This window comes from Paraferrimonas sp. SM1919 (genome assembly GCF_010993985.1).
GTDB lineage: Bacteria > Pseudomonadota > Gammaproteobacteria > Enterobacterales > Shewanellaceae > SM1919.
The window spans coordinates 92,581-105,832 of the sequence record NZ_WINH01000012.1 but is presented as its reverse complement, the minus strand read 5'-3'; the positions used below and the strand labels follow the sequence as shown (position 1 = coordinate 105,832).

At 43.5% G+C, this 13,252-nt stretch carries 15 protein-coding genes, 1 tRNA gene and 2 rRNA genes; 14 read left to right on the top strand and 4 right to left on the bottom strand.

Annotation, left to right across the window (positions count from 1 at the left end; genetic code table 11):
• The first annotated feature begins 45 nt into the window (after positions 1–45).
• The 3 genes from rrf (GFB48_RS09175) (at position 46) to GFB48_RS09165 (ending at position 446) form a co-directional block, all read left to right on the top strand.
• A 5S ribosomal RNA gene (gene rrf, locus GFB48_RS09175) occupies positions 46–161 on the top strand.
• An 85-nt stretch (positions 162–246) separates the two neighbouring features.
• Positions 247–362: ribosomal RNA gene (gene rrf / locus GFB48_RS09170) — 5S ribosomal RNA — on the top strand.
• Between the two features lie 8 nt (positions 363–370).
• A tRNA-Thr gene (locus GFB48_RS09165) sits at positions 371–446 on the top strand.
• A 98-nt stretch (positions 447–544) separates the two neighbouring features.
• Here GFB48_RS09165 and GFB48_RS09160 read toward each other — a convergent pair.
• From GFB48_RS09160 to lolB, 4 genes are all read right to left on the bottom strand, one after another.
• On the bottom strand, positions 545–1,189 hold the full coding sequence (locus tag GFB48_RS09160; protein ID WP_163934281.1) for a dUTP diphosphatase: 645 nt from the start codon (positions 1,187–1,189) through the stop codon (positions 545–547).
• Between the two features lie 100 nt (positions 1,190–1,289).
• Positions 1,290–2,237 (bottom strand): ribose-phosphate pyrophosphokinase, encoded by a 948-nt coding sequence (locus GFB48_RS09155; protein ID WP_163934279.1) that lies wholly within the window; start codon positions 2,235–2,237, stop codon positions 1,290–1,292.
• A gap of 62 nt (positions 2,238–2,299) precedes the next feature.
• On the bottom strand, positions 2,300–3,148 hold the full coding sequence (gene ispE, locus GFB48_RS09150; protein WP_163934276.1) for a 4-(cytidine 5'-diphospho)-2-C-methyl-D-erythritol kinase: 849 nt from the start codon (positions 3,146–3,148) through the stop codon (positions 2,300–2,302).
• On the bottom strand, positions 3,148–3,723 hold the full coding sequence (lolB, locus tag GFB48_RS09145) for a lipoprotein insertase outer membrane protein LolB (protein WP_163934273.1): 576 nt from the start codon (positions 3,721–3,723) through the stop codon (positions 3,148–3,150). Before lolB ends, ispE begins: the two co-directional genes overlap by 1 nt.
• Before the next feature lie 159 nt (positions 3,724–3,882).
• Between lolB and hemA the strand changes: the two genes are divergently transcribed.
• From hemA to GFB48_RS09090, 11 genes are read left to right on the top strand one after another with little or no spacing between them, the layout of a single operon-like run.
• Entirely contained in the window at positions 3,883–5,139 is a 1,257-nt protein-coding gene (gene hemA / locus GFB48_RS09140) for a glutamyl-tRNA reductase (protein ID WP_163934270.1), read from the top strand.
• A gap of 7 nt (positions 5,140–5,146) precedes the next feature.
• Positions 5,147–6,229: a peptide chain release factor 1 gene (prfA, locus tag GFB48_RS09135; protein ID WP_163934267.1), complete on the top strand. Its 1,083-nt coding sequence runs from the start codon at positions 5,147–5,149 to the stop codon at positions 6,227–6,229.
• Positions 6,219–7,061 (top strand): peptide chain release factor N(5)-glutamine methyltransferase, encoded by an 843-nt coding sequence (gene prmC, locus GFB48_RS09130; protein WP_163934265.1) that lies wholly within the window; start codon positions 6,219–6,221, stop codon positions 7,059–7,061. The genes prfA and prmC overlap by 11 nt, the downstream gene beginning before the upstream one ends.
• A 59-nt stretch (positions 7,062–7,120) precedes the next feature.
• Positions 7,121–7,516, top strand: coding sequence for a SirB2 family protein (locus GFB48_RS09125; protein ID WP_163934262.1), 396 nt, complete (start codon positions 7,121–7,123; stop codon positions 7,514–7,516).
• Between the two features lie 13 nt (positions 7,517–7,529).
• Complete coding sequence (locus GFB48_RS09120; protein ID WP_163934260.1) at positions 7,530–8,324, top strand: tetratricopeptide repeat protein; 795 nt, start codon at positions 7,530–7,532, stop codon at positions 8,322–8,324.
• Positions 8,325–8,365: 41 nt separating this feature from the next.
• A complete protein-coding gene (gene kdsA / locus GFB48_RS09115) occupies positions 8,366–9,211 on the top strand; it encodes a 3-deoxy-8-phosphooctulonate synthase (protein ID WP_163934258.1) in 846 nt (281 codons plus the stop codon).
• Positions 9,212–9,262: 51 nt separating this feature from the next.
• The gene (locus GFB48_RS09110; protein WP_163934256.1) at positions 9,263–10,159 is read left to right on the top strand and encodes a transcriptional regulator GcvA; all 897 of its coding nucleotides are present in this window, start codon (positions 9,263–9,265) and stop codon (positions 10,157–10,159) included.
• Positions 10,159–10,794, top strand: coding sequence for an alpha/beta family hydrolase (locus GFB48_RS09105; protein ID WP_163934254.1), 636 nt, complete (start codon positions 10,159–10,161; stop codon positions 10,792–10,794). Before GFB48_RS09110 ends, GFB48_RS09105 begins: the two co-directional genes overlap by 1 nt.
• Before the next feature lie 14 nt (positions 10,795–10,808).
• On the top strand, positions 10,809–11,186 hold the full coding sequence (locus tag GFB48_RS09100; protein WP_205597708.1) for a DUF423 domain-containing protein: 378 nt from the start codon (positions 10,809–10,811) through the stop codon (positions 11,184–11,186).
• Between the two features lie 26 nt (positions 11,187–11,212).
• Entirely contained in the window at positions 11,213–12,280 is a 1,068-nt protein-coding gene (gene rlmM / locus GFB48_RS09095; protein WP_163934251.1) for a 23S rRNA (cytidine(2498)-2'-O)-methyltransferase RlmM, read from the top strand.
• A gap of 13 nt (positions 12,281–12,293) precedes the next feature.
• Complete coding sequence (locus GFB48_RS09090) at positions 12,294–12,857, top strand: PhnA domain-containing protein (RefSeq protein WP_163934249.1); 564 nt, start codon at positions 12,294–12,296, stop codon at positions 12,855–12,857.
• Positions 12,858–13,252: the final 395 nt, after the last annotated feature.

Genomic DNA, 13,252 nt, shown 5'->3' with positions numbered 1-13,252 from the left:
AGATTAGATTAACGCGCTAAAACAGCGAGTTAATAACAAATTATGCTTGGCGACCATAGCATTTTGGACCCACCTGATTCCATTCCGAACTCAGCAGTGAAACGAAATTGCGCCGATGGTAGTGTGGGGTCTCCCCATGTGAGAGTAGGTCATCGCCAGGCTTTAACAATGCGTTTTCCTGTCAATAGGGAAGCAAAATTATAATTAAAGCAAAAATATATAAGACTTTAATTAATAAAGAATTTTTCTGACGACCATAGCGCTTTGGTCCCACCTGATCCCATTCCGAACTCAGCAGTGAAACGAAGTTGCGCCGATGGTAGTGTGGGGTCTCCCCATGTGAGAGTAGGTCATCGTCAGAATCAACTTCGCTGATATAGCTCAGTTGGTAGAGCGCACCCTTGGTAAGGGTGAGGTCCCCAGTTCGACTCTGGGTATTAGCACCAGATAAGAGAACCGCTTCAATCGAAGCGGTTTTTTTATATCTGCAAGAACTTAATTTGCAATAAGGTTCTAGAGGTTGAACCTCTAGAACCGATGTTAATTAATTTGGGTATTTGCTGGCAATGGTGGCATACACATCATCTGCGAAGCTATCTTGATTGGCATCGAGGCTATCCATCGCTTCAACCAAATGCTCATTGTCTTCTTTACCAGCCCATACTTTTATATAAGTGCCTTCTTTGTAGCCGTGATCTTGACGAAAGATATTCAATACATTCTTAGCTACATATTGGCGGAATAGTTCATTCCAATCCATTTGACAGTCAATTAACAGAGCAGCGAATAGACCACTGTGAATTCTTCGATTAGTCGCTAGCCCAATCATTAATTCAAGCTTTTCTATAAGACCATAATCCTTATAGATAACATCTTTGCCATCAAAGCTAATGCAGCTTTCATTTAGGGAGTTTTCTAACTCTTTGGCGGCTAATTGTGGCTGATTTTCATTGCTTATAAGTGCCGCCGAGAGCATAAAGTGCCAAATATCGACGAGTTCTAGCTGTAGTTGTGGTAAATCGCATTGTTGTTTCTTCCACCATTTCCAGCCGTGGTGCTCTATTCCTTCTGCTGCTTCAATGACAATAGCGCGGTGAAAGGCGTAGCCAGCATTGAACCAGTCTGGATTTACCCGAGAGTTCATTTTCTGTTGAAGGTTCAGCATAGTAGTTAATTGTGCTTGATTCATAAGCTTTCCATAGAGAGTGTAGATACAAAAAAGCGACCTCTTAAGGTCGCTTTTTTTTTAAGTTTTAGCAATCATTTTTTACTGATTGAGTAACCAGCAATTAATGGTGGAACATAGCTGAAATAGACTCTTCGTTGCTTACACGACGAATTGCTTCAGCTAGCATGGTTGATAGAGTCAATTGCGAGACTTTACCTGTCGCGATCATTTCATCTGTTAATGGTATTGTGTCGGTAACAATCAGTTCATCAATGACAGACGCTTTAATATTCGCTGGTGCATTACCCGAGAATACTGGATGTGTTGCGTAAGCAAATACGCGGTTAGCGCCACGCTCTTTTAGTGCTTCTGCAGCTTTGGCTAGGGTGCCACCAGTATCGATCATGTCATCAACGACGATACAATCGCGGCCTTTAACATCACCAATAATATTCATTACTTGCGCTACGTTAGCCTGTGGGCGGCGTTTGTCGATAATTGCTAGCTCAGCTTCGTTTAGCAATTTAGCAATTGCCCGAGCTCGAACTACGCCACCAATATCAGGTGACACGACAACAGGGTTATCAAGTTTCTTATCTAGCATATCTTCAAGTAGAACTGGGCTACCGAATACGTTGTCTACAGGTACATCGAAGAAGCCTTGAATCTGCTCAGCATGAAGATCACAAGTAAGTACACGGTCAACACCGACACTAGATAAAAAGTCCGCTACTACTTTAGCAGTAATTGGCACACGAGCACTACGTACACGACGATCTTGACGAGCATAACCAAAATAAGGGATTACAGCAGTAATACGTCCTGCAGATGCACGTCGCAGAGCATCAACCATTACGATAAGTTCCATGAGGTTATCGTTTGTAGGGGCACAAGTTGATTGAATAATGAATACGTCTGCACCACGGACATTCTCATTAATTTGGACACTGATCTCGCCATCGCTGAAACGACCAACAACACAATCACCTAGTTTACAGAATAAACGGTCAGCAATTTTTTTCGCAAGTTCTGGTGTAGCATTGCCGGCAAAAAGCTTGATATCAGGCACGGTATAACCTCGGGCTTTAAATTGTAATGAATTTGGAGTCGAAAAATTCAACTCTAAGTAGCTTAGCTATCTTGGGTTAGCTTTTCCAATAAAGGAGAGCGATTACACCCACGACTCAAAAAACCATGGAATTCTTTAGGTAGTTGTTGATATACCTTAACAGCCTCTTCTTCGCTGCTAAACTCGGCAAACACACAAGCACCTGTTCCAGTCATTCGAGACGGGGCATATTTTAACAGCCAGTCTAAGGCTTTGGCAACTTGAGGATAAAGTTTAGTGACTAATGATTGGCAGTCGTTTTTAAATTTTGATCTTGGCAAGCTGCTCACATCGATCTTGGCACTATCCCTTGTCAGGTGAGGATGGCTAAAGACCGCAGCGGTGCTGACATGAGTTTGTGGCACAATCACCAAATACCAGTATTCTTCAGGATTTGCATCTGTAAATTTTTCACCTACTCCCTCTGCATAGGCAGCATGGCCACGGACAAATATCGGCACATCAGCACCGAGTGCTAAACCCAGATCAGCTAATTGCTCCTGGCTGACACCGGTTTGCCATAAATGGTTTAATGCCACCAAGGTGGTTGCTGCATTAGAAGAACCACCGCCAATACCACCTCCCATCGGTAGCTTTTTCTTTATCCAAATATTCGCGCCAAGCTTTGTACGGGTGTGCTGCTGGAGGATCCGGGCTGCTTTTACGATCAGATTGTCGTCATGGGCAACCTCGTCAAAGTCAGTAAGCAGCATAATTTTACCATCATGGCGGCTTTCAAAATCGAGATAGTCACAGATATCGATAAACTGAAATAGTGTTTGTAGTTCATGGTAGTTATCTTGGCGGCGACCATTGATATTTAAAAACAAATTGAGTTTGGCGGGTGCGGGCCAGTTATTTAGAATAGACATTACAGGTTTTGCCATTGATTAATTTGCAGTTTAATTTTTAATTGAGGGTGTTGAATACTGATGAGTTTAGGCATCTTTTTACCGTGTAAATCTTGCCATTTACTGATATTGACTAGCCAAGTTTGTCCAAAAGAATTTTGCACAAAACTCTGTAGTTGTCCCTCAGGGGTATAAATAATATTTGTTGCGGTTTCGCTGGGAACCCCTTTAACCCATAAAGGTAGTTCTGCGAGTGGTAATTGCCACCCTGTGACCCTATAGATTAATTCTGAGCTAGACTGACCATGATACTCTTTACCATCAAAAGCTAGCTTAGCGCCATCTTTGTTGGCTTCCATGGTCAGCACATTAATGCCTAGAAAGCTTGAAAAGTCCAGTTGCTGACGGCTTTCCAATTGTTGCCAGCGAATATTAACACTGCTGCGTTGTTGGGGGGTTATTATTGCTAATTTTCCCTTAAGCTGCCAGTTGTCATTCGGATCAAATTGCTGGTTATGTTGTAAAACTGAACATGCACTCGCGAAAAATAACATTAGCGAAATTATAAGCAGTTTAGGATATGATAAATGTTGCAAGACTGGCTCATTTTTGTTCGATAACATGTCTATATGATACGGTTAGTGCAACTTAAGTTAAACCTTTATCTTCTTTTAGGGGTATCGAACTTTTTTTATCTTAAGCTTTTGTTAAAATAGTGCCCTATTCTCAATTTTATTAGTCAGAAAGTTACATCAATGAGTTTGATTGCAATCGGTATTAACCACAAAACTGCATCTGTTGATTTACGGGAGAAGCTTGCTTTCTCTCCAGATGTATTAAAGCAGGCCCACCAAAGCCTAGCATCGCAATCTAGCACGGGAGAAGCGGTGGTCCTTTCAACGTGTAACCGCACGGAAATTTATTCCAATGCCAGCTCCCTTGATCAATTGATTAACTGGCTAGAAGAGTTTCATGGTGTACCTAGGACTTTAATCGAGCCTTGTCTTTATGGTTATGAAGATTTAGACGCGGTTAAACACCTTATGCGTGTTGGCTGTGGTTTAGATTCTCTAGTATTAGGTGAACCGCAAATTCTTGGGCAGCTAAAGCAAGCATTTGCCTTGGCAAAAGACTGCGGCACTATGGGGCAAACTTTAGATCGTTTATTTCAACGAACCTTCTCTGTCGCCAAGAGGGTGCGAACCGAGACCGCTATTGGTGCCCAAGCTGTGTCTGTTGCCTTTGCTGCCGTCAGCATGGCGAAGCATATTTTTGATAATTTAGCCGATACTCAAGTATTATTGGTAGGGGCTGGTGAGACCATTGAATTAGTGGCCAGACATCTTGCTGAGCAAGGGGTGACAAATATTGTGGTGGCTAACCGTACGATAGCTAGAGCGCAAAATATGGCTGAAGAATTTGGTGCTAAGGCGGTGAGTCTTGAGGCCATTCCCGAGCATTTAAGTCAGGCTGATATTGTCATCTCATCAACCGCTAGTCCGCTACCTATTATTGGCAAAGGTATGGTGGAAACAGCACTAAAGGCACGCCGCCATCGCCCGATGTTATTAGTGGATATTGCTGTACCGAGGGACATAGAAGCTGAAGTCGCTGAACTCGATGATGCTTACCTTTATACTGTGGATGACCTCCAAGGTATTGTTGAAAAAAATATGGCTTCCCGTAAAGAGGCTGCAGCTCAGGCTGAAGAAATTGCCCAAGAGCAAGCTGGCGAGTTTATGACTTGGTTGAATTCTCTCGCCAATTTGGACAATATCCGTGATTACAGGAAATATAGTAATCAAATAAAAGACGAAGTATTAGAGCGTGCTTTAAATAAGCTGAATCAGGGTGCTTCAAGTGAGCAAGTGCTGATAGAATTAGCAAATAAATTAACAAACCGACTGATCCATGCACCAACGGCAGCGTTGGCAGAGGCCAGTCGACAGGGTGACTGGCATGCAATTTCAAAATTGCGTAGTGACCTAGGTATAGATCAAGAGAAAGGCTAGCAGCCCAATGAAAGAATCAGTATTAAGAAAATTAGAAGGTTTACAAGAGCGCTACGAAGAGGTTCAAGCGTTACTTGGTGATCCTGGTGTGATTGGCGATCAAGATAAATTTCGCACTTTGTCACAAGAATACTCTCAGTTAGAAGACATTGTGAAAGCCTTTGCAGAGTTTACCCAAGGTCAAGAAGATTTAGAAACAGCCCAAGACATGCTTAGTGACCCAGATCTTAAAGAGATGGCACAAGAAGAAATCAAAGAGGTAAAAGCGACTCTTGAACGCTTAGAAGGTGAGCTGCAGATATTACTGTTACCTAAAGATCCTAAAGATGATAACAACTGTTTTATTGAAATCCGTGCCGGCGCTGGTGGTGATGAAGCAGGTATTTTCGCAGGGGATCTTTTCCGTCTCTATAGCCGTTATGCTGAGAAAAAAGGCTGGAAAGTGGAACTGATGAGTGCCAGTGAAGCTGAGCATGGTGGATTTAAGGAAGTCGTTGCTCATGTTACAGGTACAGGAGTTTACGGCATATTAAAGTATGAATCAGGCGGTCATCGTGTGCAGCGGGTGCCAGAGACCGAGTCTCAAGGTCGTGTGCATACCTCTGCTTGTACTGTTGCGGTATTACCTGAGGTGCCAGCCGCTCAAGCGATCGAAATCAACCCTGCGGATCTTAAAATCGATACCTTCCGTGCATCGGGGGCCGGTGGTCAGCATGTCAACAAAACGGATTCTGCTATTCGTATTACTCACATTCCTACAGGTACTGTAGTTGAATGTCAGGATGAGCGCTCTCAGCATAAAAATAAAGCTAAAGCACTGAGCGTACTGGGTGCCCGTTTGCAGGCTGCGGAAGATGAAAAGCGTCAAGCTGAAGAAGCTTCAACACGTCGTTCTTTAGTCGGTAGTGGTGATCGTTCAGAACGTATTCGTACTTATAACTATCCTCAAGGGCGTGTGTCAGACCATCGAATTAACCTGACAATTTACCGCTTAAATGAAGTTATGGAAGGGGATCTAGATTCCCTGGTTGAGCCTATTTTACAAGAACACCAAGCCGATCTACTTGCAGCCCTTGCGGATGAGCAATAATTCTATGACGTTGACCCAGGCGATCGCCTGGGCTAGCGAGCAATGTGAAAGCAGTGATAGTGCTCAACTTGACGCTAAAGTGTTACTGCTGCACGTCCTTAAGAAGCCTCAAAGTTATCTCTATGCTTGGAGTGATAGTAAATTAACGGTTGACCAGCAGCAGTTATTTGAAGCACTAATTGAACGGAGAAAACAGGGCTACCCTGTTGCTCATCTTACCGGTGAAAGAGAGTTTTGGTCTCTGCCTTTGAGCGTTAGACCTTCCACACTCATACCAAGACCTGATACTGAGACTCTGGTTGAAGTGGTTTTAGAGCTAAAACTCGATGATAATATTCGGCTTCTTGATTTGGGGACAGGTACAGGTGCGATAGCTTTGGCATTAGCTTCAGAAAATCCAAGCTGGCAAGTTATAGGTGTAGACCGAGTGCAAGATGCCGTTGAATTGGCGCGCTACAATAGCGAAAAATTAGGGATTAAGGTCGAATTTCTGCAAAGCAATTGGTTTAGTGCAATCAGTGATCAACAATTTGATATTATTGTTTCTAATCCCCCATATATTGACGAGCAAGACCCTCATTTGAATGAAGGAGATGTCCGTTTTGAGCCTCTGTCAGCATTGACGGCAGCAACAAATGGATTCCAAGACTTTATTGATATCGCTAAGAGTGCTAAAAAGCATTTAACAGAAGGTGGCTATTTAGTATTTGAACACGGTTATCAGCAAGCTCCAAAACTGGCGGAGTTATTAACAGAGATGGGCTATCAAGAGATTGATTGCCATCAAGATTTAGCTGGTAATCCAAGAGTTACTATTGCTCGTTGGCTATAGACACCGGTATAAGACTCGGTACAATTCGTACCTACAAAGATAAATATAAGGAATTTAAAATGGAATCCCTAGCAAGCATCTACCCAGGTTTAAAGCATCTGCATTTAACGTTAATCGCTATTAGTGTGGTGTTTTTCTTAATTCGTTTTACTGCAAATCTAATGCAATCGACTTGGATAGCCAAAAAATGGGCTAAGATCTCCCCACATGTGATTGATACTCTGATGCTTTTAAGTGGTGTAGTGTTAGCATATCATGTTGCCCAAACTGGAATGGCAATGGGTTGGTTACATGAAAAGCTGCTCGCGGTGGTGGCATACATTGTTCTTGGAATAGTCGCAATGAAGTCCAAGCGCAGTAATTTTTATCGTGTCATGATGGCCTTTGGTGCAATTGGTTGGGTTCTTTATGCCGCTAAACTGGCGATGACTAAAACCCCTATATTATTTGGTTAAGCTGTAAATAATTATGAAATCATCTGAGCAGTTATTAGAAGATATTCAATTTCCCCAAACCATCTTTGAGTTAAACCAATTATTGCAAATTGGTGATACACAAGTTGCTCATTGGAAGTGGCTGGAGCTCAGTGGTGGTGTGCTAAGTCAATATGTGATTGGCGCAGAAAATCGTTTTAATGCTTTGCTGAACTGGTTTTATAAGGAGCAAGGATTTATTGCGGCTGACAAAGACTATTTTAGTGTTCACGCCATTGAGTTAGCTCAGGTACTGAGTCGACGCAGTGGTAATGCTACTTCTTTTGCTTTACTGCTGTGGATGCTTGCCAAACAACTCGATTTAAAAGTGGATATTATTGTCATTCCAGGTCAATTTGTACTGCGAGCGGATCTTGATGGTAAACAGGTCTACGTTAATCCGATTAATGGTGAGCAATGGAGTGTAGAGCGACTGCACAAACAAATTAAAGGCGAACTTGGCGCTCATGTTACGGTCACCGATGAAATGCTTAGTTGTGCAACAGATGCTAAAATTATTAAGCAGTTAGTTCAGCATTTAAAAGCAAGTAGCTTGCTCGATAAAAATTATGAGCTGGCCCTTAAATGCAGCAATATTCAGATAGATTGGTTTCCTGATGAGTACCCATTAAAACGTGAGCGTGCCTTTATCGTGCAGCAACTCGGTTGCGTCACCGCCGCAGCGGCAGACTTGCAGGATTTTGTTGATAATTCACCAAAAGATGCCGTCAGAGATGCTGTGAAGCTGCAATTAAAACTCCTTCAAGATACCACAGAAGTGTTTCACTAATTGTGGTGAGCGACAATGCTCAAAAAATTAAAGAGAAAGTTATGGAACAGAAAATTATTAATGTTGCTGGTATAGATGTGGCCAACGACAAGCCATTCGCTCTGTTTGGTGGGATGAATGTATTAGAATCTCGTGACTTAGCGATGAAAATTGCTGAGTACTATGTTGAAGTTACCAATAAGCTTGGCATTCCATACATTTTTAAAGCCTCTTTTGATAAGGCTAATCGCTCTTCAGTACATTCTTACCGAGGACCTGGCATGGAAGAAGGCCTAAAGATTTTTGAAGAAATCAAAAAGACCTTTAATGTGCCAATTATTACTGATGTTCACGAACCATACCAAGCTCAGCCTGTGAGCGAAGTGGTGGATGTGATTCAGTTGCCGGCATTCCTTGCTCGCCAAACTGACCTAGTGGTTGCCATGGCAAAAACAGGCGCGGTAATTAACGTTAAAAAACCACAGTTTTTAGCGCCCCATGAAATGCGCCACATCATTACTAAATTCGGCGAAGCCGGTAATGACAAAGTCATGTTATGTGAGCGTGGCTCAAGCTTCGGCTACAACAACCTAGTAGTAGATATGCTGGGTATGGATGAAATGAAAGCGACAGGTGCGCCAGTAATTTTTGATGCTACCCACGCCCTGCAGCGACCAGGCGGACGTAGTGATTCTGCTGGTGGCCGTCGTCAACAAGCAACTGAATTAGCTCGTACAGGCATGGCATTAGGTATTGCAGGTTTGTTTATAGAAGCCCATCCAAATCCAGATGAAGCCAAGTGTGATGGTCCTTGCGCATTGCCACTGGATAAGCTCGAACCATACCTTGCCCAAATGAAAGCAGTTGATGATTTAGTTAAGTCTTTTCCGGCTCTAGAAATCAAATAGTCACCAGTTAAGCCACCATTTGGTGGCTTTAGTTTTTGTTGAAGGATTACCATGTCTAAGCGTTTGCCACCATTAAATGCCGTTAAAGCATTTGAGGCTGCAGCTCGCCATTTAAGCTTTACTCGTGCTGCGGAAGAACTTTTTGTTACTCAGGCTGCTGTTAGTCATCAGATCAAGGCATTAGAAGACTATTTAGGTTTGAAATTGTTTAAGCGTAAAAATAGAACGTTGCTGCTTACTGAAGAAGGGCAAAGCTATTTTTTAGACGTCAAAGACTTGTTTAGCCAATTAGGAGAAGCCACCGAGCGTCTGCTTGCTCGAGGTGCAACTGGCTCCCTAACAGTGGGTATGTCACCGAGCTTTGCAATTCAGTGGCTGGTACCTAGGTTGTCACAATTTAGTGAAATGCATCCAGAAATTGATGTGCGCATCAAAGCTGTAGATTTTGATGAAGGTTTTTTAACTGAGGATATCGATGTAGGAATCTACTATGGTCTTGGCCAATGGCCTGATTTACATACGGTAAAGCTGCGTAATGAAACCATGTTGCCAGTATGCTCTCCACAATTGTTGCAAAAGGGTAAACCTTTACTTACTCCTGAGGATCTAGGCAATCATACTTTATTACATGACCTAAGCCGCGAGGATTGGAAGTTGTGGTTTAGGCAGCAGGGGATCCGCAGTGTTAACGTTAACCAAGGGCCTATTTTTAGTCACTCTTCGTTAGTGCTGCAAGCGGCTATTTATGGTCAGGGTGTGGGCTTAGGTTATCGTTTGTTGGCGGAACCTGAAATCTCAGCTGGGCGGCTAGTGGTGCCTTTTGAAGAGGTGCTGGTGAGCCCTAATGCCTATTATTTAGTCAGTCAAAAAAGTGTTGCTGAAACCGGCAAGATTAACGCTTTCCAAGAGTGGATGGTATCTATGTTTGCTGAAGAAGAAAATCAATAATGAGCCAACAATTATGGATTGATGGCCCATCTAACCCCAAAGCTAGAGTGGTGTTTGCCCATGGCGCGGGTGCGGGCAGTGAGCACCCTTTTATGGTGGATTTTGCTACCGCCCTAGGCAAATACAATATTGAAGTGGTTCGCTTTAATTTTGATTACATGACCACCATGTTAGAAACAGGTAAGCGTCGTCCTCCTGAGAAAGCCGATAAACTATTGGCTTGTTTTAAGCGAGTGATTGAGCCTTATTTAGCGGATGATGTGCCATTATTTTTAATGGGTAAATCTATGGGGGGACGCATGGCGGCTATTATGGCCGAAACGATACCTGTCAAAGGAGTTATCGCGCTGGGCTACCCGTTTGTGCCGCTAAATAAAAAGCAGCCCCCAAGGCTAGCCCCTATTTTACAGGCCAGCTGCCCAGTGTTGATTAATCAAGGGGAACGGGATGCCTTTGGCGGGAAAGAAGATGTCGTCGCTTGGGATTTAGGTGCGCATACCAAATTGCATTGGATCTGTGACGGTGACCATAGCTTTAAGCCAAGAAAATCATCAGGCACCACTTTAGCTGCTAATATTGAGCAGGCAGCTGTTTTTACAAAAGATTTTATAAACAGGATCTGTGACGCTAATTAAGTAGAGTATGCATCATGCAACGCATGTTATTAGTAGCAGCACCACTATTATGTGGCCTAGCGGTGATCATTGGCGCTTGGAGTGCCCACGGTCTTAGTCAACTGCTCTCGGCTAAGTCATTGCAGACCATTGAGTTGGCAGTGCGATATCAATTTTTCCATGGATTAGGACTGTTTATGGTGGCCTTAGCTTTAGCTAAATGGCCATCTAAATTGTTGCAGTTAGCGGGATTGCTAATGCTTATTGGAACCCTGTTATTTAGTGGTTCCTTGTATTTATTAGTGGCAACTGGGGTGAAATGGTTCGGCCCAGTTACGCCAATAGGCGGCCTAAGCTTAATTAGTGCTTGGTTGCTTATCAGCTTAGCTATGGCGAAAGCTAAGCTAGGTTAACCTTAACGAGTCTTAAGCTAGAAACTATGGAACATTTGTTGTTATATTGCCGTCCAGGCTATGAAAAAGAATGCGCTGCTGAAATTCAAGATAAAGCAGCTGCCTTAGAAATTTATGGTTTTGCTAAAACTAAAGATGATCAAGGCTATGTGGTGTTTGAGTGCTATGGTACAGGCGATGCCGATAAGCTACTGAAAAAGTTACCAGTAAAAGACCTCATTTTTGCCCGCCAAATGTTTGCTGCGAAATTGGTTAAAAACATGGATTTGGCCGATCGCGCCTCTCCAATTGTAGAGGCGTTTGCTTCTCTTGAAGCTGCTGGTGAGCTGCGTGTGGAAACCCCAGATACCAATGACGCCAAAGAGTTGTCTAAGTTCTGTCGTAAGTTTACAGTGCCACTGCGTCAAAAGTTGCGCAGTGCTGGGGTATTGTTAAATAAAGAAAACCCAAAGCGCCCAGTGCTACATGTGTGCTTTATTGCCAATAACGCCGCTTACGTAGGTTACTCTTACAGCCAAACCAATAGCCCATGGCACATGGGGATTTTACGCTTGCGTATGCCAAGCGATGGCCCAAGCCGTTCAACCTTGAAGCTAGATGAAGCTTTTCAGGTATTTATTCCCGAAGACGAACATGAAACCCGCTTAGCGTCGGTACTTAATGGCGTAGACCTAGGGGCTTGTCCTGGTGGTTGGACCTACCAGCTCGTGCGTCGCGGCATGATGGTTGGCGCCGTGGATCACGGTCCAATGGCTGAAAGCCTAATGGAAACCGGGCAGGTGACCCATTACGCAGAAGATGGTTTTAAGTTTGAGCCACCACGCAAAAATATTTACTGGTTAGTATGTGACATGGTGGATAAACCTGCCCGTGTTGCCCACTTAATGGAACAGTGGGCCATTAAAGGTTGGTGTACAGAGGCGATTTTCAACCTTAAGCTGCCAATGCGCGCCCGTTATAAGGAAGTGACTCAGATTATGGAAACCATGCAAAAAATTCTGTTTGATAACGGTATTAAGCATGCCAAATTCCAGTGTAAACATTTATACCATGACCGTGACGAAGTGACGGTACACATGGATTTAAGAAAGTAGTAGAGAAAATATCATGAGTTTAGAAAGAACCCTAGGTCAGCGTGCTGGCAACAAGTGTGAATTGTGTGGCAATGACAAAGATTTAAGTGCTTACACCGTACTGCCACTGCACGGCGGTGAGGTAAATTCTAGCGTGTTAGTTTGTGGCACTTGTAAGCCACAAATCGAAGGCGAAATCACAGATGTTAATCACTGGCGCTGCTTAAATGATTCTATGTGGTCAGCAGAGGTGGTGGTGCAAGTACTAAGCCACCGTCTGCTAGAAAAGCTTAAGCCAGAATCTTGGGCGCAAGATTTGCAAGACATGATGTACCTAGAAGACGACATGCTAGAGTGGTCGAAAGCCGGCTTTGAAGAAGAAGACGACACGCCACCAACTCTTGATGCTAACGGGGCAATTTTACAGTCGGGCGATAACGTAGTGATCATTAAGGACCTACCAGTAAAAGGTAAATCAATGATCATCAAACGTGGCACCCCAGTACGTAACATCAGCGTAGGTAATGATCCTAAATACATTGAGGGCCGTGCTGATGGCCAGCATATGGTGATCATCGCCGAGTACGTTAAGAAGTAAGCTTAGCGCTTCTACAAGCACCCGCCAACGAGCGGGTGTTTTTGTTTTATAGAGTAAGAGCCATGTGGGATTCTAGTTTGTGCACTGCTACGCCTGCATCATGATTACTGCGTTCGCCTCACTTCCTAACCCGAGTCATCTTTGACTCGCCAAACTCCTTTTGCTGCATTAGCTTCAGATATGCTGCGTTATCTTCATAAAACAACCCAAGTCATTTAGGCAAGCTAAACTCCTCGGGCTTGTTTTAAATATTAAATACATCCGTGTATTTAACCCTACTGGCCAGCTAAAGCTGTTCAAAAGTTTTCCAGAAACTTTTGTGATGCCTTGCCTCTCTCTCGCTAGCCTTGCAAAAACAGGCTTAGAAAGCTTGCTGCCTTGTACTCATTTCGCAG